This window comes from Amycolatopsis sp. NPDC051371 (assembly GCF_040682155.1).
Lineage (GTDB): Bacteria > Actinomycetota > Actinomycetes > Mycobacteriales > Pseudonocardiaceae > Amycolatopsis.
On record NZ_JBFBAG010000011.1, the window covers coordinates 164,367 to 187,037 of the forward strand.

19 protein-coding genes are annotated in these 22,671 nt (G+C 72.0%); 9 read left to right on the forward strand and 10 right to left on the reverse strand.

Annotated features, from left to right (window positions below; genetic code table 11):
• Positions 1 to 27 precede the first annotated feature (27 nt).
• The 3 genes from AB0M59_RS16640 to AB0M59_RS16650 all read right to left on the reverse strand — a co-directional run bounded on the left by AB0M59_RS16640 (position 28) and on the right by AB0M59_RS16650 (position 2,851).
• Positions 28 to 816 (reverse strand): hypothetical protein, encoded by a 789-nt coding sequence (locus AB0M59_RS16640; RefSeq protein WP_364615331.1) that lies wholly within the window; start codon positions 814 to 816, stop codon positions 28 to 30.
• Between the two features lie 87 nt (positions 817 to 903).
• Complete coding sequence (locus AB0M59_RS16645; RefSeq protein WP_364615334.1) at positions 904 to 2,439, reverse strand: CehA/McbA family metallohydrolase; 1,536 nt, start codon at positions 2,437 to 2,439, stop codon at positions 904 to 906.
• Positions 2,440 to 2,524: 85 nt separating this feature from the next.
• Entirely contained in the window at positions 2,525 to 2,851 is a 327-nt protein-coding gene (locus AB0M59_RS16650; RefSeq protein WP_364615337.1) for a hypothetical protein, read from the reverse strand.
• Between the two features lie 114 nt (positions 2,852 to 2,965).
• Here AB0M59_RS16650 and AB0M59_RS16655 point away from each other — a divergent pair, with 114 nt between their 5' ends.
• Both AB0M59_RS16655 and AB0M59_RS16660 read left to right on the forward strand, forming a co-directional pair.
• Positions 2,966 to 3,205, forward strand: coding sequence for a hypothetical protein (locus tag AB0M59_RS16655; RefSeq protein WP_364615340.1), 240 nt, complete (start codon positions 2,966 to 2,968; stop codon positions 3,203 to 3,205).
• Between the two features lie 273 nt (positions 3,206 to 3,478).
• Positions 3,479 to 9,085, forward strand: coding sequence for a biotin carboxylase N-terminal domain-containing protein (locus AB0M59_RS16660; RefSeq protein WP_364615343.1), 5,607 nt, complete (start codon positions 3,479 to 3,481; stop codon positions 9,083 to 9,085).
• A gap of 24 nt (positions 9,086 to 9,109) precedes the next feature.
• Here the strand turns inward: AB0M59_RS16660 and AB0M59_RS16665 are convergent, their stop codons facing one another.
• Positions 9,110 to 9,604, reverse strand: coding sequence for a hypothetical protein (locus AB0M59_RS16665; RefSeq protein ID WP_364615346.1), 495 nt, complete (start codon positions 9,602 to 9,604; stop codon positions 9,110 to 9,112).
• Between the two features lie 178 nt (positions 9,605 to 9,782).
• Between AB0M59_RS16665 and AB0M59_RS16670 the strand changes: the two genes are divergently transcribed.
• The gene (locus tag AB0M59_RS16670) at positions 9,783 to 11,105 is read left to right on the forward strand and encodes a M14 family zinc carboxypeptidase (protein WP_364615349.1); all 1,323 of its coding nucleotides are present in this window, start codon (positions 9,783 to 9,785) and stop codon (positions 11,103 to 11,105) included.
• A 1-nt stretch (position 11,106) separates the two neighbouring features.
• Here the strand turns inward: AB0M59_RS16670 and AB0M59_RS16675 are convergent, their stop codons facing one another.
• The 3 genes from AB0M59_RS16675 to AB0M59_RS16685 form a co-directional block, all read right to left on the reverse strand.
• A complete protein-coding gene (locus tag AB0M59_RS16675) occupies positions 11,107 to 12,144 on the reverse strand; it encodes a class I SAM-dependent methyltransferase (RefSeq protein ID WP_364615352.1) in 1,038 nt (345 codons plus the stop codon).
• Between the two features lie 70 nt (positions 12,145 to 12,214).
• Complete coding sequence (locus tag AB0M59_RS16680) at positions 12,215 to 13,267, reverse strand: PadR family transcriptional regulator (RefSeq protein WP_364615355.1); 1,053 nt, start codon at positions 13,265 to 13,267, stop codon at positions 12,215 to 12,217.
• An 89-nt stretch (positions 13,268 to 13,356) separates the two neighbouring features.
• Positions 13,357 to 14,256: a LysR family transcriptional regulator gene (locus AB0M59_RS16685; protein WP_364615358.1), complete on the reverse strand. Its 900-nt coding sequence runs from the start codon at positions 14,254 to 14,256 to the stop codon at positions 13,357 to 13,359.
• A 70-nt stretch (positions 14,257 to 14,326) separates the two neighbouring features.
• Here AB0M59_RS16685 and AB0M59_RS16690 point away from each other — a divergent pair, with 70 nt between their 5' ends.
• Complete coding sequence (locus AB0M59_RS16690; RefSeq protein WP_364615360.1) at positions 14,327 to 15,295, forward strand: putative sulfate exporter family transporter; 969 nt, start codon at positions 14,327 to 14,329, stop codon at positions 15,293 to 15,295.
• Between the two features lie 118 nt (positions 15,296 to 15,413).
• Positions 15,414 to 16,898, forward strand: coding sequence for a sialidase family protein (locus AB0M59_RS16695; protein WP_364615363.1), 1,485 nt, complete (start codon positions 15,414 to 15,416; stop codon positions 16,896 to 16,898).
• An 86-nt stretch (positions 16,899 to 16,984) separates the two neighbouring features.
• On the opposite strand, the gene AB0M59_RS16700 is transcribed toward AB0M59_RS16695, so the two are convergent.
• Positions 16,985 to 17,593, reverse strand: a complete 609-nt coding sequence (locus AB0M59_RS16700) for a DUF4190 domain-containing protein (protein WP_364615366.1) — start codon at positions 17,591 to 17,593, stop codon at positions 16,985 to 16,987.
• A 157-nt stretch (positions 17,594 to 17,750) separates the two neighbouring features.
• Here AB0M59_RS16700 and AB0M59_RS16705 point away from each other — a divergent pair, with 157 nt between their 5' ends.
• Genes AB0M59_RS16705 through cpt form a run of 4 tightly spaced genes read left to right on the forward strand, consistent with a single transcriptional unit; the run spans position 17,751 to position 20,703 of the window.
• A complete protein-coding gene (locus AB0M59_RS16705; RefSeq protein ID WP_364615369.1) occupies positions 17,751 to 18,950 on the forward strand; it encodes a histidine kinase in 1,200 nt (399 codons plus the stop codon).
• A gap of 9 nt (positions 18,951 to 18,959) precedes the next feature.
• On the forward strand, positions 18,960 to 19,619 hold the full coding sequence (locus AB0M59_RS16710; protein WP_364615372.1) for a response regulator transcription factor: 660 nt from the start codon (positions 18,960 to 18,962) through the stop codon (positions 19,617 to 19,619).
• 45 nt (positions 19,620 to 19,664) lie between these two features.
• On the forward strand, positions 19,665 to 20,177 hold the full coding sequence (locus AB0M59_RS16715; protein WP_364615375.1) for an STAS domain-containing protein: 513 nt from the start codon (positions 19,665 to 19,667) through the stop codon (positions 20,175 to 20,177).
• Positions 20,178 to 20,181: 4 nt separating this feature from the next.
• Entirely contained in the window at positions 20,182 to 20,703 is a 522-nt protein-coding gene (gene cpt, locus AB0M59_RS16720) for a chloramphenicol phosphotransferase CPT (protein WP_364615378.1), read from the forward strand.
• A gap of 1 nt (position 20,704) precedes the next feature.
• Here the strand turns inward: cpt and AB0M59_RS16725 are convergent, their stop codons facing one another.
• Together AB0M59_RS16725 and AB0M59_RS16730 are read right to left on the reverse strand one after the other, a co-directional pair.
• On the reverse strand, positions 20,705 to 22,000 hold the full coding sequence (locus tag AB0M59_RS16725; RefSeq protein ID WP_364615381.1) for an MFS transporter: 1,296 nt from the start codon (positions 21,998 to 22,000) through the stop codon (positions 20,705 to 20,707).
• 77 nt (positions 22,001 to 22,077) lie between these two features.
• Positions 22,078 to 22,584, reverse strand: a complete 507-nt coding sequence (locus AB0M59_RS16730; RefSeq protein ID WP_364615389.1) for a flavodoxin domain-containing protein — start codon at positions 22,582 to 22,584, stop codon at positions 22,078 to 22,080.
• Between the last annotated feature and the right edge of the window lie 87 nt (positions 22,585 to 22,671).

The following is a 22,671-nucleotide window of genomic DNA, read 5'->3' on the forward strand; positions in this document are numbered from 1 at the left end:
GCCGCCTTGGGTCGCTCGGGACCGGCGCTACTCGCTGGGCTGGGGCGCCGGGGCCTGGTGCAGCGAGAGATCCGGGCCGGCGGCGGAGTCCTGGGCCCAGGACCCGGACTCCGCCGTCCACGTCTGGCCGGCGAAGCTCACCTTGTCCACCCCGAGCGCCTCCGCGCGGCCGACCAGCCAGCTCGCGTACGTCCATCCCTGCGCCGCCGGGTGGGCGCCGCTCAGCTTGGCCGTGCCCAGCTCGTCCGTCGCGGCCGTCGCCAGGTCCGCCGGCGCCGCCAGAGTGAGGTTCCGGCAGGTCAGCGTGGCCGGGAACTGGCCGGTGAACGCCGCCGCCATCGCGCGGGACTGCGGCTCCCACTGCGCGTACGCGTCCGGGACGCCCGACCGCTGGATCTCCTGGGCGGCCTCGGTGATCGGCAGCGTCTCCCAGCCCGGCAGCTTCTCGAGCTTCTCGTAGAACGCCGTCGCCGCGTAGACCGGGTCGCGCAGCTGCGCCACCGTGCCCCAGCCCTGGCTGGGCCGCTGCTGGAACAGCCCGACAGAGTCGCGGTCACCGCCCTCGAGGTTCTGCAGCTTCGACTCCTGCAACGCCGTGGCCAGCGCGATCGTCGCCGCGTGCGGCCGCAGCCCCAGCTTGGTGCCGACGGCCGAGATCCTCGCGGCGTTGTCCATCTGCTCCGGGGTGAACGTGTACCCGTTCTGCCCGGCCACCGCCACGGTGCAGCCCGGCGTCTTCACCGGGCTGCGCGACAGCACCACCGCCACGACGACCCCCGCGGTCAGCACCACGACCGCCCCCAAGAAGAGGGCCACCTTCAGGCCACACCCGCGCACCCTGCCTCGCCTTCACCCGTTCGCACCAGTCTGCCAAAAGCAGGACGCGGCGCACCGGGCGGAGGTTCAGTCGCCGGCGCCGAGGAAGATCGGGTTCGACATCGCCACCATGGCATTCGGCTGCGTGGTGTTCGGGCCCCCGGACGGGCGGCGGACCTCGACGCGGACCCACCGCGAGTAACGCGGGTAGGTCGTCCACGTCACCGTGGCCGCCCCCGAGTCACCGATGGTCTCCGTGTGCTCCGGCCCCAGCTGGTCGAGGAACGTCACGGTGGTCCCCGGCACGCCGCCGACCACCGCGCGCACCGTCACCGGTGTACCCGTGCCGGCCGGCAGCCGCGAGCCGATCCCCGCCGTGCGCCCGCCGCCGGAGACCGTGAAGTCCAGCTGGACCGCCGACGACTCGGCCAGCCACGACTGCCCCGCTTTCAGCCCGGCCAGGAGTTCCTTGCGACGCAGCCGGTCGGCGAGGACGACGGTGTGCGGGAGCGCGACGCGCTGGTCCGGGTTGTGCGCGTCCGAGTCGCCGATCGCCGGGATGAACCGGCCGCCGCGCAACAGGCCGTCCCAGTGGATGACGCTCGCCTCGTCGTCCTGGGTCCACGGGCCGTTCCACACCTCGACCAGGTCGGCGATCTCGTACGCGAACTCGTAGGTGCAGCCGAAGCAGTTGGCGAACGGGTGCGCCGCGGTGACCAGGCCGCCCGCGCGGTGCACCTGGTCGGTGAAGCGGCGGAAGTCGGCCGCGTCGGCCGCCCGGTAGCGCCAGTCGATCCACGTGCCGGCGGGCAGGCCGATCGCGGGCCAGTGCCCGGACCGCGTCGTCACCTCTTCGCCGTTGAGGATCAGCAGGTCGTCGGTCGCGTACCGGCCCCACACCAGTTGCGAGCTGGACGTGTTGTGGTCGGTGGAGATCATGAAGTCGAGCCCGGCGGCGCGGGCGTCGGCGACCAGCTGCTCCGGGGTGCGGCGGCCGTCGGAGTGGACGGTGTGCAGGTGGCCGTCGCCGCGGTACCAGGCGCGGCCGCGCTCGCGGGCGGGCGCGGACTCCGGCGCCGGGTCCGGCTGGAACGGCGCGGCGTCCGGCCCGAAGGTGAGCGTGATGTCCACTCGGTAGTTCAAGCCCTGCGGCGCGACGGTGTACGGCCCGAGGATGACGTGCCACCGGCCCGGCTTGATCGGGCCCGCGAGGTAGCCGGGCGTCGCCTCGGACGCGCTGATCGAGAACCGGTCGCGGAAGCCGCCGGACCAGCCGCGGAAGCCGCGGGCGTTGCCCAGTTCGTGGCCTTCCGGGCCGAACATGCCGATGTCACAGGCGTTCCCGCGGGTGCCGGCGGGCACCTTGGGCTTGTCGTAGGAGTAGACGACGTCGATCTGCCGCACCCCGCGCGGGACGTCGACCGGCAGGTAGTACCAGTCCGGGACGTCCGGTTCCAGGGTGCCGGTGACGGTCCGGGTCTGGCTGCCGGTGTCGCCGGGCTGGTCGGCGAACGCGACGCCGGGCAGCATCCCCAAGGCCGCCCCAGCCGCCCCAGCCGCGCCGGCCGCCGCCGCGCCGCTCGCGCGCAGCAGCGTTCGCCGGCTGAAGTCCCCAGAACTCATGCGTACCTCCGCATCGAAAGACGCCCCGACGCTAGGCCGCGAACGCGAACGCCGTCGAGAACCGGCGGTGAACTTACGGCGTCGGTCAGGACTTGGCGCGCCGCGAAAGGATCTTGGCGAGTGCGACGACAGTGACGGCTGCGGCGAGCCCGAGCCGGGTGCGATCGACGGCGGGCACCCAGGTCACCGTGTCCTCGCGGACGACGAAGGCGCCGGCGGGCCGGGCGAAAACCCCGAATCCGGCACCTTCGCGGACGGGCACCACGGCCGTGTCGCCGGCGCCCCCGCCGCCACCACCGAACACCGCCGCGGCGGGGATGACGACGACCCCGTCCCGCTCGACCGGATCCCCGTAGACGAGCTTCGCGGTGAACAGGTCCCGCGCGGTCGACGCCAGCTGCCCCAGTTTCATCCGGCCATCATGGCCGACTTTCCGCCCCGATCGGGTGTAACCACGATGTATCCGGGGCATTAACCAGGGACACCTCTGCTTCAAGGGGAGTGCACGTTCCGAGGGGAGACCGCGATGACCTTCGACTTCGTCGGCCGGTGGCTGGGCAGGCGTCGCGACCGTCCCGGGATCAGCGTGGACCTCTCCTGCGGCGGCCGGGTGACCCTGCGCGAGATCGACGGACAGCCGGTACTGGCGATCACGACGGCCCCGGGCCCGGACGGCCGCTGCAGCGTCGCCGCCGTCCCGCTGTCGGAAGCGGAGCAACGGGAGCTGAGCCACGTGCTCGAGGCGGACGTCCTGCTGGCCTCCTAACCGACCCCTTATCTCCGCGACACCGGATGTTCCCCTACTGGTTCCCGCCGTAGGCTGCGCCCGTGCTTTGTGGCAGTCCTCGCGAGAAATCCGGCCCCCGCGGTGTGGCGCGGGTCGCTTTTTGTGGGGTTCCCACAAAGCAGCCGCCTCGGCATGCGTCATGGCGGACATTGGTCTACCCGGCGGTAATCCAGCAAGGTGTAGACAGGTGCAGGCGACGCCCCAGGACAGGTGCGTCGCCTTCTGCGCGTGGGTACTTGGGAGGCTCAGCCGGTGTTCAATCGTGTCGCCATCGTCAACCGCGGAGAGGCCGCGATGCGGCTCATCCACGCCGTCCGGGATCTGTCGGCGGAAACCGGGACGCGGATCGAGACGGTCGCCCTCTACACCGACGCGGACCGCACGGCCACCTTCGTCCGTGAGGCCGACCTGGCCTACGACCTCGGTCCGGCCTCGGCCCGCCCCTACCTCGACCTCGCCAAGCTCGAGCAAACCCTCGTCGAGACGAAGGCCGACGCCGCGTGGGTCGGCTGGGGCTTCGTCGCCGAGGACCCGGCCTTCGCCGAGCTGTGCGAGAAGATCGGCATCACCTTCGTCGGCCCGAGCGCCGACGCGATGCGCAAGCTCGGCGACAAGATCGGCGCGAAGCTGATCGCCGAAGAGGTCGGCGTCCCGGTCGCGCCGTGGAGCCGCGGCGAGGTCGCCACCCTCGAAGACGCGCTGGCGGCCGGCGACCGGATCGGCTACCCGCTGATGCTCAAGGCCACCGCGGGCGGCGGCGGGCGCGGCATCCGCATGGTCGCCTCCGGCGAGGACCTCGCCGACGCCTACGAGCGCACCAGCCAGGAAGCCCTGCGCGCGTTCGGCTCCGGCGTCGTGTTCCTCGAGCGCCTGGTCACCGGCGCGCGGCACGTCGAGGTCCAGGTGATCTCCGACGGCGCGACGGCGTGGGCGCTCGGCGTCCGCGACTGCTCGGTGCAGCGGCGCAACCAGAAGATCATCGAGGAGTCGGCTTCCCCCGTCCTCGACCCGGCGCAGACCGCCGAGCTGAAGACCTCGGCCGAGCGGCTCGCGGTCAAGGTCGGCTACCGCGGCGCGTGCACCGTCGAGTTCCTGTACCACCCCGGCGAGAAGCTGTTCGCCTTCCTCGAGGTCAACACCCGCCTGCAGGTCGAGCACCCGATCACCGAGATCACCACCGGCACCGACCTGGTCAAGCTGCAGCTGCACGTCGCCGGCGGCGGGAAGCTCGAAGGCGAGCAGCCGGCCGAGCTCGGCCACGCCGTCGAAGCCCGGCTCAACGCCGAGGACCCCGATCGCGACTTCGCTCCCTCCCCCGGCCGCATCGCGCGGCTGGCGCTGCCCGCCGGCCCCGGCATCCGCGTCGACACCGGCGTCAGCGAGGGCGACACCATCCCCGCCGACTTCGACTCGATGATCGCCAAGATCATCGCCTACGGCCGCGACCGCGACGAGGCGCTCGGCCGCCTGCGCCGCGCGATGGCCGAGACCACCGTGATCATCGAGGGTGGCGCCACCAACAAGAGCTTCGTACTCGACCTGCTCGACCAGCCCGAGGTCATCGACGCCAGCGCCGACACCGGCTGGATCGACCGCGTCCGCGCCGAAGGCCGCCTGGTCACCCACCGGCACTCCGCGGTCGCGCTCGCCGCGGCCGCCATCGAGGCCTACGAGGACGAGGAAGAGGTTTCCGTCCAGCGCCTGCTGGCCACCGCGCACGGCGGCCGCCCGCAGGTCCAGCACGAGACCGGCCGCCCGCTCGACCTCAAGCTCCGCGGCGTCGGCTACCGCGTCAGCGTCGCCCGCATCGGGCGGCAGCGCTTCCGCGTCGGCGTTTCGGCCGGGACGTCGGACGTGCACCACGCCGACGTCGAGATCGATCGCTTCGACGCCCACAGCGGCCGGATCCGGGTCAACGGGCAGCGGTTCCGCCTGGTGGCGGCCACGCACGGCCCGATCCACCTCGTCGAGGTCGACGGCGTCACCCACCGCGTCAGCCGCGACGAAGGCGGCGTCGTCCGCTCCCCCGCGCCCGCGCTGGTGGTCGCGACGCCGCTGTCGGTCGGCGACGAGGTCGAGGCGAACGCGCCGATCCTCGTGCTGGAGAGCATGAAGATGGAGACGGTGCTGCGTGCGCCGTTCCGCGCCCGCGTCCGCGAATGCCCGGTGTCGGTCGGCAGCCAGGTCGAGACCGGCGCGCCGCTGATGCGCCTGGAGCCACTGGCCGACGGCGCCGGGGACGAGGTCGCCGAGGAAACCGAGACCGTCGAGATCGAGCTGCCGGCCGAGGCGGCCGACGTCTCCGCGGCGGACCGCGTTCAGCGCGGCCTGCAGGACCTGCGCAGCCTGCTGCTCGGTTTCGACGTCGACCCGTCGGAGCGCAAGCGCATCCTGTCGGCCTACGTCGCGGCGCGGACCGAGCTGGGCGGCCGGCCGGTCGAAGGCGAGCTGGAGCTGCTCACCGTCTTCGCCGACCTGTCCGAGCTGAGCCGCAACACCCCGGGCGGCGAGGACACCGTGCCGAACGGCGCGGTGCACAGCCCGCGCGAGTTCTTCCACAGCTACCTGCAGAGCCTTGACGTCGAGCGCGCGGGCGTCACCGAAGGCTTCCAGGCCAAGCTGGCCAAGGTGCTCGCCCACTACGGCGTCGCCGACCTGGAGCGCACACCGGAGCTGGAGTCCGCCGTCTTCCGGATTTTCCTGGCGCAGCAACGGACTTCGGCCGACGTCGCCGTCGTCTCCGAGCTGCTGCGGCAGTGGCTGGCCGGGGCCCCGCCGGCGGAGTCGCTGAGCGACCGCGCCGGGCTGACCCTGGAGCACCTGGTCGAAGCCACGCAGGTGCGCTTCCCCGCGGTGTCCGACCTCGCCCGCGGCGTGGTGTTCCGCTGGTTCGCCCAGCCGCTGCTGCGCCGCCACCGCGCCGAGGTGTACGCCGCCGTCCGCACCGAGCTGAGCTACCTCGACCAGCACCCGGACGCCGCGGACCGCGCCGAGCGGATCCAGGCCATGATCACCGGTTCGCAGCCGCTCGTCCGGCTGATCGGGCAGCGGATCGGGCGGCCCGGCCGCGACCACGCGCCGCTGCTGGAAGTGCTGACCCGCCGCTACTACGGCAACCGCAGGCTGGCAGGCGTCGCCGTGCGCGACGTCGCCGGCTGCCGGCTGCTGACCGCCGAGCTGACTGTGCCGCTCGTTCCTGATCCGACCACAGCCACGGCCGAATGGCTTCGTAGCAACGATGACGTGCCGAGCGGGGGTCGGCCTACTTCTGGCCGGATCAGGAACACGCCGGACGGCGTGCTGCCGCTGGTCACCACCGCCGTCGACATCGCCGCCCTGCCCGACGCCGTCCGCGCGGTCGGCGAGGTGGCCACCGAAGGCGTCGTCGCCGACCTGTACGTCCGCTGGGAAGACCAGCCGGACGTGGACGCGACCGCGGAGCGGCTCGCCGCGCTGCTGGCCGAGCACCCGCTGCCGGCGAGCGTGCAGCGCGTCGTGCTGACCGTGGCCGGCACCGGCGGCGCGGTGATGCACCACCACTTCACCTTCCGCCGCGACGGCGCGGGATTCACCGAGGACCGGCTGATCCGCGGCCTGCACCCGCAGATCGCGCAGCGCCTGCAGCTGCAGCGCCTGCACGAGTTCGACCTCACCCGGCTGCCGTCGGCGGACGAGGAGATCTACCTCTTCAAGGCCGTGGCCAAGAGCAACCCGGCCGACGAGCGGCTGATCGCGATGGGCCAGGTCCGCGACCTCACGCCCCTGCGCGAAGCCGACGGCCGGCTGGTCGCCCTGCCCGCGCTCGAGGACGCCGTCACCGCCTGCCTCGACGCGATCCGCAACATCCAGGCGCAGCGGCCGCAGAACAAGCGGTTCGACACCAACCGGATCATGATGTACGTCTGGCCGCAGACGGAGCTGACCACCGAAGAGCTGAACACGCTCGTCCAGCGCATCCTGCCGACGTCGGTCGGCGCCGGGCTGGAGGAGGTCCAGTTCCTGGCCCGCCGGCGCACCGACGCGGGCAAGCTGACCGAGCTCGCCGTCCGGATCGCCTTCGACCCCGGGCACGGCGCGCGGCTGCACGTCGGGCCGCCGTCGACGGAACCGGTGCAGCCGCTCGACGACTACCGGCTGAAGGTGCTGCGCGCGGCGCGGCGCGGAACCGTTTACCCGTACGAGCTGACCGGCCTGCTCTCCGGGCCGGAGGGCACGTTCGCCGAGCACGACCTCGACAGTGCCGATGCGCCCTCGGCGGGAAAGAGTGCCTCGGGCGGTGGCGCGCTGGTGCCGGTCGACCGGCCGAAGGGCAAGAACAGCGCGGCGATCGTCGCGGGCGTCGTCACGACGCCGACCGAGCGGCACCCCGAGGGCGTCACCCGCGTCGTGCTGATCGGCGACCCGACGAAGTCGCTGGGCGCGCTGTCGGAGCCGGAGTGTTCGCGCGTCATCGCGGCGCTCGACCTGGCCGAGCGCATGCAGGTGCCGCTGGAGTGGTTCGCGCTGTCGTCGGGTGCGCGGATCTCGATGTCCTCGGGCACCGAGAACATGGACTGGGTCGCCGCGGCGCTCAAGCGGATCGTCACGTTCACCCAGGACGGCGGCGAGATCAACATCGTGGTCAACGGGATCAACGTCGGCGCCCAGCCGTACTGGAACGCCGAAGCCACGATGCTCATGCACACCAAGGGCGTCCTGATCATGACGCCGGACTCGGCGATGGTGCTCACCGGCAAGCAAGCGCTGGACTTCTCCGGCGGCGTGTCGGCCGAGGACAACTTCGGCATCGGCGGCTACGACCGCGTCATGGGCCCGAACGGCCAGGCGCAGTACTGGGCACCGAACCTGCCCGCCGCCCGCGCGGTGCTGATGTCGCACTACGACCACACCTACGTCGTGCCGGGCGAAGCCGGGCCGCGGAAGGTGGGCACGAACGACCCGGTCGACCGCGACGTCTCGCCGTTCCCGCACGCGATCGTCGACAGCGACTTCACCACCGTCGGCGAGATCTTCTCGGCCGAGCACAACCCGGACCGCAAGAAGCCGTTCGACATCCGCACGGTGATGCGCGCGCTGTCGGACCAGGACCACCCGGTGCTGGAGCGCTGGGCGGGCATGGCCGACGCCGACACGTCCGCGGTGCAGGACGTGCACATCGGCGGCCGCCCGGTCTGCCTGGTCGGCATCGAGTCGCGCTCGGTGCCGCGCCGCGGCTTCCCTCCCACCGACGGCCCGGACACCTACACCGCGGGCACGCTGTTCCCGCGGTCGTCGAAGAAGACGGCACGCGCGATCAACGCGGCGTCCGGCAACCGGCCGCTGGTCGTGCTGGCGAACCTCTCCGGATTCGACGGCTCCCCGGAGTCGCTGCGCAAGCTGCAGCTGGAGTACGGCGCGGAGATCGGCCGGGCGATCGTCAACTTCGAGGGCCCGATCGTGTTCTGCGTGATCTCGCGCTACCACGGCGGCGCGTTCGTGGTGTTCTCCAAAGCTCTCAACCCGAACATGACGGTGCTGGCCCTCGAGGGCTCGTTCGCCTCGGTCCTGGGCGGCGCCCCGGCGGCGGCGGTGGTGTTCGCCGGCGAGGTCGCCAAGCGCACGGCCAACGACCCGCGGGTGACGGAGCTGCATGCCCAGGTGGCGGCGGCCGACGCTCCTTCGCGGGCGGCGTTGAGCGCCCAGCTGGCCGAGGTCCAGTCGTCGGTCCGCGCGGAGAAGGTCAGCGAGATCGCGGCGGAGTTCGACAAGGTGCACAGCATCCAGCGAGCGGTGGAGGTCGGCTCGGTGGACGCGATCATCAGCACCGCCGAGCTGCGGCCGCGCATCATCGAGGCCATCGAACACGGCTTGAAGAAGTAGGTTCGCTTTCGGAGCTGGGGCCGGTCACCGAGGTGGCCGGCCCCAGTTCTTTTGCCCGGGCAGCGATCCCGGATAGGGAATCGCCAAGCCCGGCCACTCCGGGAGTATCCGGGCTTGCACGACCTCCGATCCCTCGTTGCTGATCTTCGTCGAGTAGGGCGTTCCGAGCGGATCGGTGTAGGACATCCCGAAGCGGCCCACCTCGGCCGACTTCACGTTCCCGTATTCGGCGGGAATGACTTCGGCACCGCCCGCCGGGATCGGCGTCAGGTGGAGCGGGTTGAAGTAGCAGCTCCCGCCCCAGCTGGCGAAGAACACGTTCGTCGCGGGCCCCCAGCCGACGTTGGACACCCGGATCGAACCGTCGTCATCGCGAAACGACACGAGCACGGGCATCCGCTGCTGCCGGGCCCGGTCCTTCTCCGCCGCCCGGGCCATGCGGAAGAGAACAGCGTTCAACACCACCGCGGCCAACGCGATGCAGGCGCTCGCGACGGCGGACACCGATGACCAGCTCATCGTCACTCCTCACTGCCGGTACACCCGTCGAGTCGTCTCGATCACCGGCTCCGTGACAGAGTCGCGACTTTCGGGGGTATGGCGGATTTGTCCCGGACCGACACACTGTGCGTGCCGGTCCGGTGACCGAGAGCCCCGGGCCGGAACTCCATCCGTGCGGCCGTGAGGAGATCCCCCGATGGCGTCAAGGTCCCTGTCCCGGCTCGCCCTGGCGGCGACCGGTGTCGTGCTGTCCGCGCTGCTCGGCGGCACCGCGGCCGCGCAGCCCGCCGCCGACACCCCCGTGTTCTGGCGCGTCCCCGCGACCGCCGCCCAGGCCGCAGCCCTCGTGAACGCCGGATTCGACGTCGAAGAAGGTGATGCGGGCACGGTCAGCGTCGTCGGCGGGCAGGCCGTCGCGAACCGGTTGCGGGCCCTCGGTTACCGGCCTTCGTTCTTCGACACCGTCTACAAAGAACTTCCCGCGCAGGCGAATTCCTTGGCGGCCGACACCTTCTACGGCGGTTACCGCACCGTCACCGCGCACGAGAACCACCTCACCGCCGTCGCCGCCGCGCATCCCGACCTGGCCACGAAGTACACGATCGGCCAGTCGTGGAAGAAGACCAAGGGCCAGGGCGGCCACGACGTCCAGGCCATCTGCCTCACCAAGAAGCAGACCGGCGACTGCACGCTCTCCACGACGTCGACGAAGCCGAAGTTCTTCCTGATGGCCCAGATCCACGCGCGTGAGCTGTCGACCGGCGAGCTGGCCTGGCGCTGGATCGACTACCTCGCCGACGGCTACGCCACCGACGCCACCGCGAAGTCCATTTTGGACACCACCGAGGTGTGGGTGGTGCCCATCTCCAACCCCGACGGCGTCGACATCGTCGCCTCGGGCGGCAACTCGCCGAAGCTGCAGCGCAAGAACGCGAACAACACCCGCGGCGGCTGCACCGGCACGAACATCGGTATCGACCTCAACCGCAACTCCACGTTCAAGTGGGGCGGCGACTCCAACTCGGCGTGCTCCGAGACCTACCAGGGCGTGAGCGCCGGCTCCGAGCCCGAGACGCAGGCGCTGGAGAAGCTGGCCCGCTCGATCTTCCCGGACCAGCGCGGCACCGGCAACAACGACCCGGCGCCCACGACGGCCAAGGGCACGATGATCACGCTGCACAGCTACGGCAACGACATCATCATCCCCTGGGGCTTCACCCAGTCGACCTCGCCGAACGACGCGCAGTACCGCAAGCTCGGCGCGAAGTACGCGGCGTCGAACGGCTACCTCGTCGGCACCAACGAAGAGACGGTCGGCTACGACACGAGCGGCACCACCGACGACTTCACCTACGGCGAACTCGGCGTCGCCAGCGTGACGTTCGAGGTCGGCGGCTCGAGCGGCACCTGCGGCGGGTTCCTGCCCCGCTACACCTGCGTCGACAGCACGTTCTGGCCGAAGAACAAGGGCGCGCTCATCACCGCCGCGAAGGCCGCGGCGGCGCCGTACCAGCAGTGACTCACGGCCGGCAGACGTAGATGCAGTTCTGCGGACGCGGGGAATCGAGCACCTCGACGTGCCCGAACCCCGCGTCCGCGAGCATTTCCGACGCCCTCTCGGTGCCCCACATTGCGCCGAGCGCGGCGCCGCCCTCGGCGAGCGACGTCGTCGTGCAGTACATCAAGCTGATCGAGTAGCAGAGCGCCGCCAGCGGGTTGCCGACGTTGTTCTCCACGTGGCTGGAGAAGTTGGTGTCCACCATGAAGAACAGGCCGTCTTCCTTCAGCGCGCCGCGGATCCGGCGCAGCACGACGTCCGGACGGTCCTGGTCGTGGACGGCGTCGAAGGCGGTGATGACGTCGTACGGCGGGTCGGCGGTCAGCTCCGCGGCGTCCCCGACGGCGAACTCGGCGTTCGGCAGCCCGTTCGCGGTCTCCCGCGCCTGCTCGACGACGCTCGCGTTGATGTCGACGCCGGTGAACCGCGAGGCGGGGAACGCACGGGCGGCGACGGCGACGGCGTTCCCGGTGCCGCAACCCAGATCGAGCACGCGCGCCCCGGCGGTGAGGCGCTCCTTCAGGCCGGGGACCGCGCCGAAGAAGCCGTCGACGAGCTGTTCGCGGTAGACGTGCTTCCAGCTGTCGCCGGTCTTCGCGCCGAGAGTTTCGAGGTAGGGCCCGTACGCCGGCCGCGGGACGCCGCCGCCCTCGGCGAAGCTGCGTTCCAGGTCGGGCAGGATGCCGGTGAAGGCGGACAGCGTCAGCAGCGACGGCATGAGGTTCGACGCCGTTTCGCCGAGCAGGAACTTCGCGTGCTCGGGCGGGAACGTGTACTGGCCCGCCTCGAGGGTGAAGATGCCGCCGGTGACCATCGCGCCGAGCCATTCGCGGACGTACCGCTCGTGCAGCCCGGCGCGTTCGGCCAGCCCGGCGCTGGTGGCGGGCCCGCGGGCGGCCGCCTCGAACAGCCCGGTGCGGTGGCCGACGCCGATCAGCATGGTGAGCGCGCTGCCGGTCATGGTCGCGGTCAGGTGCGCCGCGAAGTCCTTTTCCTCCATGCGGCCGGAGTTTACCCGCCGGGCGGACCGTCCGATGTGGACGATCCGCCGGGCGCGGGTGAGGTGCGGGTCAGTCCTCGTCCTCCAGGCCGGCGTCGGCCAGGACCGCGTAGACGCGGCGGCGCGCGTCGGCGAGGATCTTCTTGACCTCGGCGACCTGCGCTTCCGTTCCGCTGTAGCCGACCTGGGCGGCCGCGCCGGACAGTTCCCCGAGCGCGTTCCAGAGCGCGGCGAACCGGTCGGCACCGGGCTCGTCCTCGGGCTCGGCCCAGAGAGCGGCGAACTCGGCTTCCCGCCCGGCGACGTGCTCCCGCCCGGCGTCGGTCAGCTCGGCGACCCGGCGGCCGCCGGTCTCGGCCGTGTGGACCAGGCCTTCGTCCTCCAGCTGCTGCAGGATCGGGTAGACCGAGCCCGGGCTCGGCCGCCACCGGTCGTGCGTGCGGCGGCGGATCTCCTGCATCAGCTGGTAGCCGTGCATCGGCTCCTCGGCGAGCAGCGCCAGCACGGCCGGCCGCACCGGACGGCTCGGCCCGCGTCCGCCGCCACGGAACTCCCGCACCCGCTGGAACGGCCCGGCCCCGCCACCCCAGCCACCGGGGCCGCCGAACGAGCCGGGACCACCGGGGAAGCCGGGAAAACCGGGCCCACCCGGCGCGCCCGGCGGCTGGGGTGGGTGCGGCGGGTGGGGCGGGAACCCGCCGCGCGCCAGCTCGGGGCCGGCTTCCCAGTCCTCGTGACCGGGCATGCCGTGGTCATGGCCGGGGTGGCCGAAACCGCCGAAGTCCGGGGGCCCGAAATGGCCGAGCGGGCCAGGGCCGCCGTGCTCCGGATGGCCGAAGCCGCCGAGGTCCGCGGGGTCGGCGTGACCCGGCAGGCCGTGGTGGCCGGGCCCGTGCCCCGGACCGCCGTGCCGGAGATCCGGCTGCCCCGGACCGCTGCGCCCCCGCCCCTCCCCGTGCTCCGGATGCCCGCGACCACCTGCACCCGCCGCCCCGTGGTCCACGTGACCGGGTCCCTGGCGACCGAAGCCGCCCTGGGCGTGGTGACCGCCGAAACCGTGCCCACCGAACACGCCGCCCCCGAAACCGCCGAACATCCGGCCCGCTCCCGCGCTCATCTCCATGACTGTCTCCTCTACTCGCCGTATCGCCGACACTACGACGATATATCGCCGTCCGATCGACGGCAACCCACAGGACAAGAGAGCAGCTCTCAGACCCCCGATTTGGTCGCCAGCGTCAGCAGCTCCGCCGCCGGGCCCGTCAACCGCCGCCCCGCCGGCCACACCGCCCGCAGCACCCGGCCGAGCTCGACCCCGGCCACCGTGACCGGCACCAGCCGGCGGCCCGCCACCTCGCGCACCACGTCCAGCTCGCTGATCACCGCCGGCCCGGCGCCGGCGATCACCGCGTTCCGCACCGCCGACGCCGATCCCAGCTCCAGCAACGGCGTCACCGGCCCCGCGCCGGCCCGGCGCAACGCCGCCTCGACCGTCTCGCGCGTCCCGGAACCCGGCTCTCGCACCACCAGCGGCGTCGTCGCCAGCTCGACCGCTGTCAGCGCACGACGACGGCGCGCCCACGGGTGCCCGGCCGGAACGACCACGACGAGCCGGTCCGTCGCGACCCGCCGCGTGGACAAGCCCGGCCACGGGCCCGGCGACTCGACGAACCCGAGGTCCACGCGGCCACCCGCGACCAGGTCGGCGACGTGCTCGGAGTTCACCACCTCGAGTCCGACGTAGGTGTCCGGCTCGATCCGCTTCACCTCGCCGATCCACGCGGGCACGAAGTGCTCGGCCAGCGTCATGCTCGCCGCGACCCGCAGCTTCGCGCCGCGCTGGGTCCGCAGCGCCTCCGCGCCCGTGCGCAGTCCGTCCACTTCGGTCAGGACGCGGTGCGCCCAGCCCGCGATCACCCGGCCGTCCGGGGTCAGCGCCGAGCCGCGCCGGGTGCGGTCCACCAGGGACAGTCCCAACTGTCTTTCCAAAGTGGACAGCCGCTTGCTCGCCGACGGCTGGGCGATGCCGAGCGCCCCGGCCGCCTGGCCGATGCTGCCGAGGTCGTCGACGAGCACCAGCAGGCGCAGCGAGTCCAAGTCCGGTCCGGTCATAGCTTTAGTCTATGACCTCCCTCCACACGGACGGCTACCGCGAAGGCGCGAACGCGACGACCCTGCAAACATGGCACTGACGGCGGCGAAGACATCCGGCTTGGCGATCACCGGGCTCGGCGTCGCCGCGGCATACGCGCTGAGCTCGGTCTGGCCGGTGGCGGGCGCCCTGACCGTCGCCGTCGTGCTGGGCATCGTCGCCGGGAGCACGCCGGTCCTCACCGAAGAGCACCGGAAGTCCGTCGCCCGGATCACGAAAAGCCTGCTGCGCGCGGGCGTCGTCCTGCTCGGCCTGCAGCTCGCCATCCCCACCGTCCTCGCGCTCGGCCCCGGCACGCTCGCCGCGGTGGTCCTCACGGTCACCGTCACGTTCCTCGGCACGCTCGGCCTCGGCCGGCTGGTGCGTGTGCCGCGCGGCCTCGCCCTGCTCGTCGCCACCGGCTTCTCCATCTGCGGCGCCTCGGCGATCGCGGCGATGGAAGGCGTGGTCGAGCGCGACGACGAAGACGTGGCGACCGCCGTCGCGCTCGTCACCTGCTACGGCAGCATCGCCCTCGGCGTCCTCCCCCTGCTCGCCCACGTCCTCGGGTTGGACGCGACCAGGACCGGTACCTGGGCCGGGATCTCGGTGCACGAAGTCGCCCAGGTCATCGCGGCGGCCGGGCCGGCGGGGGCCGCCGCGGTCGCCGTCGCGATCGTGGTCAAGCTGAGCCGGGTCGTCTTGCTGGCGCCGGTCGTCGCGATCGTCGGCGCCACCGAACGCACCCGCCGCGGCGGCCACGCGCCGCTCGTGCCGCTGTTCGTCCTCGGGTTCCTCGCGATGGTCGCCGTCCGCAGCACCGGGCTCGTCCCGGCGTTCGCGCTCGACGTCGCGAAGACCGCCTCGACGCTCCTGCTCGCCGGCGCGCTGTTCGGCCTCGGCTGCGCCGTGCGGCTCGGACCGCTGCTGCGCGGCGGCGGCCGGGCCCTGCTGCTGGGACTCCTGTCGACGCTTCTCGTGCTGGGGACCGGGTTCGGCGCCCTGGCCGCGTTCACCTGACGTTTCCCTCCCGGCAACGTGTACGTCGTTATACGCCGGGTTGTACGGGTCTTGTACGGGCCACGTCGACGCTGTCGCCAAGACGTAGGACGTAGGACGAATCGGTAGGGAGAAACCCGTGAAGATCACCCGGATCGCCGGAGGCTTGCTGGCCGGGCTGCTGGGGTGCGCCGCCCTGGCCGTACCCGCGGTCGTCGGCACCGCGACCGCGCAGGCCGATGTCGCCAGCACGCTGGTGTTCACCAAGAACACCGAGGGCCACGACTGCTACCGCATCCCGACCGTCGTCAAGGCGAACGACGGCGCGCTGCTCGCCTTCGCCGAAGGCCGCAACGGCGGTGCCAGCGTCTGCAACGACCTCGGCGCCATCGACCTCGTCATGAAGCGCTCCACCGACGGCGGCAAGACGTGGAGCGCGCTGCAGACCGTCATCAAGGCCAACGGGGACACCAAGGGCAACCCGGCGCCGATCGTCATCCCGGGCAGCAACCGGGTCGTGCTGCTCTCGACCATGCAGTGCTACACGAACCCCGACTGCGGCCGTGTCCCGCGCGTGTCCCTCAGCGAGGACAACGGGAAGACGTGGAGCGCGCCCCGCGTGCTGACCACCGAACTCGGCTTCTCCGCGGCGCCGAGCTGGCTGGCGACCGGGCCGTCGCACGGGATCGTGCTCACCCGCGGCGCGCACAAGGGCCGGCTCGTCGCCGGCATGAGCTACTCGAACATCGGGGCGCTGGTCTACAGCGACGACAACGGTTCCACCTGGCACCTCGGGGCCACCGACAAGCCCGCCGCGAGCACCATGAACCCGCAGGAGATCAGCGTCACCGAACTCGCCGACGGCCGGGTCTACGCGGCCGCGCGCAACCAGGCGAACGACGGCAACAAGTGCCTGCTGGACGGCACGCACAACCGGGCGTACGCGATCAGCTCGGACGGGGCTGCGACCTTCAGCACGAAGTTCACCTTCGCCACCGACCTCGTCGCTCCGACCGTGGAGGGGTCGACGGCCCGGATGAGCGCCACCGACACCGGCGGCAAGTACGACCGGATCGTCTTCGCCGCACCGTCCACTTGCGACCGTCGCAAGGAGCTGCGGGTCCACTCGTCGTTCGACGAAGGCGCCAACTGGACCGGCACCGCCGGCAGCGTGCTCGTGTGGGGCCAGGACGCGGCCTACTCGGACATGGTGCAGCTGTCCCAGTCGTCGGTCGGCGTGCTGTTCGAGGCCGGCCCGGAGTTCCACGCCAACGACACGATCCGCTACGCCACGGTCACCGACGACGCGCTCGGCGCGCCGGCCTGCGGTGGCGGCTACAGCGTGATCGACCAGCAGCCGCTGGGCACCGCGGGCACGGCGTACCTGTCCTACAACGCGGCCAACGGCAAGAACTGCGTCAGCACGATGAAGAGCGCGTCGGCCGGCACGGCCACGCAGACCGCCGCCTTCTTGGAGGTAGAGGGCTCGTCCCGGATCACGGACGCCGGTGCCTTCTCCTACTTCGCCGGTCCGGTCTCGGCCGCCGCGCCGGACAAGTGCGTCAAGTGGGGCGGTTCCGCCGGCGGCGTGAACTACGAAAGCGGCTTCGAGCACTGCAGCTGACCCCACGACGGTGGGACCCGCCCCCTGGCCGGGTCCCACCCTCCGCGCGCGCCGTCCGGCCCCCTCGTCCGGGCGGCGCGGGGGTTTCAGAAGCCGGTACAGCCGGCGACCGCGGCCGGGCCGGACGCGGTCGCCGTCTTCGTCTGCTTGCCGTCGACCACGACCTTGCACGTGATCGAGCCGCCCTCGGGACCGGTGGTCGCGGCGAACTGGGCGCCTTCGAGGAACCCGGTCGCCTCGACGGTCTTCGTCCATGGCACCGGCGCCGACGGCTCGGTGTCGATCAGGATGCTGTGCTGGTCGAACGTGCTGTAGACGACGGTGACCGACGGCGCGTCCCCGGTCACCTCGTAGGTCACGGTGTGGTGCTGGGTGGCCTGGTCGTTGACGTCGCTGATGGCCTTGCCGATCACCAGCACCCACAGGATGCTCACCACGAGACCGAGGATCGACACGACGACGCCGGCGATCGACAGCCCCTTGTTGGTGGCCTTCCCGGCGCGGACCCGGGCGACGCCGACCGCGGACAGAATCAGGCCGAGCACCACGAGCGGCCAGGCGACGACCCCGACGAACGGGATCGGCGAGAACACCAGCCCGACCAAGCCGAGCACGAAGCCGGCCGTGCCGAGGCCGTTGCGCGGCGGCGCGGCCTGCGGAGCCGGGTACTGCTGGATCGGGGTGTAATCGGTCATCGGGGTTCCTTTCGCCTCTGCTGACGGCGAGCAGGAAACCAGGGCCGCGGCCCGGTGCGCGTCGTCCGCGGGCCTCGACCCCGTACGACGAAAGTCGTCACCGCGGCCCGCGCGAACCAGCGGAACGGCTGAAGGGGCCGCCCGTACTCTTTCCCCCATGGGACGGTCCGTGCTGGGCGTGGTGTGCACCGTGTTCGCGGTCGCCGCGAGCCTGGTGAGCGGGATCGCGAACGTGTCGCTGGAGATCAGCGTGGCCGGCAGCGACGACATCCACCCGACGGCGGGGGCGCTCCTCGGCTGGTTCCTCGGGCTCGGCGCGTCGGTCATGCTCGTCTGGCGGCACCGCTGGCCGCTGGTCGTCACCGGGATCGCGATCGTGCCCCCGCTCCTGCTGCGCGCGGACTCGCTGGCCGCGCTGATCGCCCTCGCCGCGCTCACGACGTACTTCACCGGCTGGTGGCGCTGGAGCGCGGCGACACTCGTGTTCGCCGCGACCGGGCTGGCGGTGTGGCGCGACGTCGGCCGGGACGCGGAGCTGTCCCTCTCCGAGGCCTGGATCCCGACCGGGTCGACCGGTGCCGAGCTGACCGGGATCATCCTCACCGCGGCGGTGTACACGGCGATCCCGCTGACCGTCGGGATCGTCCGGCACAGCCTGACCGAGACGCGGCGGCGCAGCGCCGAGCAAGCAGCCTTGCGAGACCAGGTGGCGCGCCGCGAAGAGCAGGCGCGGATCGCCCGCGAGATGCACGACGTCCTGGGGCACCGGCTGTCGCTGCTTTCGCTGCAGGCGGGCGCGCTCGAGGTCACCAGTGGCACCGCCCCGGACACGGCGGAGGCGGCCAAGACCGTGCGGACCACCGCCCGGCAGTCACTCGACGACCTGCGCCAGGTGATCGGCGTGCTGCGCGGATCGGGTTTCGCGGACCGGCCGGGCGGCGGGCCCGCGGAGCCACCGCAGCCGATGCTCGCCGACATCCCCGACCTGGTCACCGGCGCCCGGCAGGCCGGCCTCGCCGTCAACGTCACCGTCCTGCTCGACCAGGCCGCGACGGCACCGGCCCCGCTCGGCACGGCCGCCTACCGGATCCTCCAGGAGGCGCTCACCAACGTCCTGCGGCACGCGCCGGGAACGCCCGCGGAGGTGTCGGTGCGCGGCGGCCCGGGCGCCGGGTTGCTGATCGAGGTCGTCAACGCGCTGCCGCCGCACCCGGTGCCGTCGCCCGGCTCGGGCACCGGGCTCACCGGCGTCAACGAGCGGATCTCACTGCTCGGCGGCACCCTCGCCGCCGGCCCGGTGGACGAGCGGACGTTCGTGCTTCGGGCCTCGCTGCCGTGGGTGCCGGCCGCGCAATAGGCTGGGCGGGTGAGCGTGCGCGTACTGCTCGTCGACGACGACCCGCTGGTCCGCACCGGGCTGTCCATGATCCTCGGCAGCACCTCCGACCTGGAGGTGGTCGCGCAGGCGGGCGACGGCGACGAAGCCGTCCAGCAGGTCGCCCAGCACGCGCCGGACGTCGTGATCATGGACATCCGGATGCGCCGGATGAACGGCCTCACCGCCACCGCGGCGGTGCTCGCGCAGCCGCGGGCGCCGAAGGTGCTGATCCTGACGACGTTCGACCTCGACGAGTACGTCTTCGAAGCCCTCGCGGCCGGGGCCAGCGGATTCCTGCTCAAGGAGGGCTCGCCGCAGGAGATCATCGAGGCCGTCCGGGTGGTCGCGAACGGCGACGCGATGCTGTCGCCGCGGACGACGAAGCAGCTGATCGGCCAGTTCGTGGCGGCGCGGGCCAACCCGCGGCGAGCCCGGGCCCAGGCGAAGCTGGAGCTGCTCAGCAACCGGGAACGCGAGATCGTCACGGCCGTGGCGCAGGGCAAGCCGAACGCGGACATCGCGGCCGAGCTGTTCCTGAGCGAGGCGACGGTGAAGACGCACATCACCCGGACGTTCGCGAAGCTCGACGTGAGCAACCGGGTCCAGCTGACGATTTTCGCCTACGAGGCCGGTCTCGTCACGCCGTGACCAGCGTCGTGTTGCGGACGGGGCCCCGCGAGCGATGTAACAGGTATGGTCTGGCCCGAGGACGACGCCCGGCACCGCGAGGTGCTGGCGGCGCTGCACGCGTGGGCCCGGGAAATCGACGCGGTGCCCTATCCCCCCGGCCTGGACATCGACGCCCTGATGGCCCGCCACTACGAGAGCCTGCGCGAGCCGGAGATGGCGATGGTGGTCACGACGACCGCCGAGGTCACCGTCTTGGCCGTCCGAGGCGACATCGACCTGGCCGGCAGCCGGCGGCTGCGCTCCGGGCTCGCCGAGGAGATCGGCTTGGCGCCGCGGGGCCTGGTCCTGGACCTCACCGGCGTGGCCCACTGCTCCGCCCGCGGCTTGGCGGTGCTCCTCGAAGCGACCGGGGAGGCCCGCGTCGCCGACCTCCCGTTCGCGATCGCGGGGTGCGCCGCGGTGGTGCGCCGGGCGATCGACGCGGTGGGGCTGGACGAGGCGCTGCCGCTGCACCCCACGCCGGCCGAGGCCGTCGAGTGGCTCGACCTCCTGAAACGGCTGAAGACACTACGCTGACTTCGTGCCGACCCAGGTGATCATCCTCAACGGCGGCTCCAGCTCCGGGAAGACCACGCTCGCCCGCGCTCTGCAGGCGGTCCTGCCCGATCCGTGGCTCACGTTCGGCGTCGACACCCTGCTCACCGGAATGCCCGCCTCCGGTGCGGGCATCGAGATCACCACGGACGGCGAGGTCACCATCGGTGGCGCCTTCCGTGCGCTGGAAGCCGCGTGGATAGCGGGGATCGCCGCGATGGTCCGCGCGGGCGCGCGGATCGTCGTGGACGAGGTCTTCCTCGGCGGCGCCGCGTCCCAGCGGCGGTGGCTCACCGCGCTCGACGGTCTGGACGCGCTCTGGGTCGGCGTCCGGTGCGACGTCGCCGTGGCCGCGGCGCGGGAGCTCGCGCGCGGCGACCGGATCATCGGGCTGGCGACGCGGCAAGCCGGCCTCGTCCACCGGGGCGTGCGATACGACCTCGAAGTGGACACGACGCACGCCGAACCGATGACGTGCGCGAAGGCCGTCGCCGCCCGCGTCCGGTGAGCTAATTCGAGCCGGCCGGCGCCGTCGCCACCGCCGACTCGCCGAACCGGATCCCCTTGGCCTCCTTGCCGATCGCCGTCAGGACGGCGACCGCGATCAGGCCGGGCACCACCGTCCACAAGAGAGCGGAGGTGTACCCGTGGGACTCCGCGATCGCCTGCTGGATCGGGAGGTTCAGCGCCGCGAGCAGGTTGCCCAGCTGGTAGGTCACGCCCGGGTAGAAGCCGCGGATCGCGTCCGGCGACATCTCCGTGAGGTGCGCGGGGATCACGCCCCACGCGCCCTGCACCATGATCTGCATCAGGAACGAGCCCAGCGCCAGCATTCCCGCGCCGTGGTCGAACGCGAAGATCGGGATCACCGGCAGGCCCAGCACGGCGGCCGTCACGATGGTCCGGCGGCGGCCCAGGCGTTCCGAGAGCGTGCCGAACGTCAGGCCGCCGATGATCGCGCCGACGTTGTACAGCACCGCGATCCACGTGCTCGTCGTCGCGCTGAGGCCGGCGCCGCCGTTGTCGTGGGCCTTGAGGAAGCTCGGGTAGACGTCCTGGGTGCCGTGGCTCATCCAGTTGAACGCCGTCATCAGCAGGATGAGGTAGCCGAACCGGCGGATCACCTTCGCGTTGAGCAGGACGTCCTTGACCGACGTCCGCGTCACCTTCAGTTTCTCCCGGGTCGCTTCCCAGACCTCCGACTCGCGCACCCGCGCGCGGATCAGCAGCGTGATCAGCGCCGGGAAGATGCTCAGCACGAAGATCCAGCGCCACTCGAGGCCGAGGGCCGAGTGGAACAGCAGGTACGCGAGCGCGGCGAGCAGGTACCCGATCGAATAGCCGACCTGCAGCAGGCCGGAGAAGAACCCGCGCCGGGCGACCGGGATCTTCTCCATCGCGAGCGCCGCGCCGAGGCCCCATTCGCCGCCCATCCCGACGCCGTAGACGAACCGCAGGATCAGCAGCACGGTGAAGTTCGGGGCGAACGCGCACAGCAGGCCGGCCAGTGAATACAGCAGGACGTCGGCGATCAGCGGGATCCGCCGGCCGACCCGGTCCGCCCACAGGCCGAACAGGAGAGCGCCGACCGGGCGCATCACCAGGGTCGCCGTGGTGATGAACGCCAGCTGCGTCGCCGTCGCGCCGAACGACTTGTCCTTCGCGATGTCCGTCAGCACGAACACGACCAGGAAGTAGTCGAACGAGTCCATGCTCCAGCCGAGCAGCGCCGCGAGGAACGCGTTGCGCTGATCGGATGTAAGCGCTTTCTTGCCTGCTCCGGGCCCCGCCTGCCGATCCGTCACGTTTGCCCCGTCCCGTCGGTTCTTCACCGGAAGACCTCAGGGCTGGTCTAGCACCCACCACCGGCCGCGGGCAAGAGTCAGAGCGCGACGCGCGTGCGGACGCGGCGGCCGACGTCGCGGGCCCACGCCTTGATCCGGTCCCAGTCGCGGAAGTCGCCCGCGCGTTGCCCCGACGCCATCAGCCGCGGGATCAGGCCGCGCACGGTCGCCGGGTCCAGCCGGCCGCCGAAGGTGGCGGTGCGCTCCGCGTCGATGCGCGCGGCGAGCAGCGCCACGTTCGCCGGCAGGCTGACCTGGTGGGTGGCCGCGCCCGGGCCGCACGGTCCGCTGTGGAACAGCCACACCGGACGCTCCGCGAGCGCCCGGGCGTTGCGTTCCAGCAACCGGACGGCCTCGGGCCGCCACCGGTGGTAGTACAGGGCGCTGCCGACGACGACCGCGGCGTAGTGGCCGACGCTGGCGACGTCGGCGGCATCGCGCACGTCCACGCTCAGGCCGGCTTCGCCGAGCTCGGCGGCGATGACCTCGGCGATCTGCCGGGTTCCGCCGTGACGCCCGGCGTAGGCGACGAGGACTGCGGTCATGCGTCCCATTGTCGGCCTTGCCGCGCGGTACTGCGCCGCGGGCCGGGCACGATCCGCCATACGGGCGCTCCCACATTGCTCTCCGTG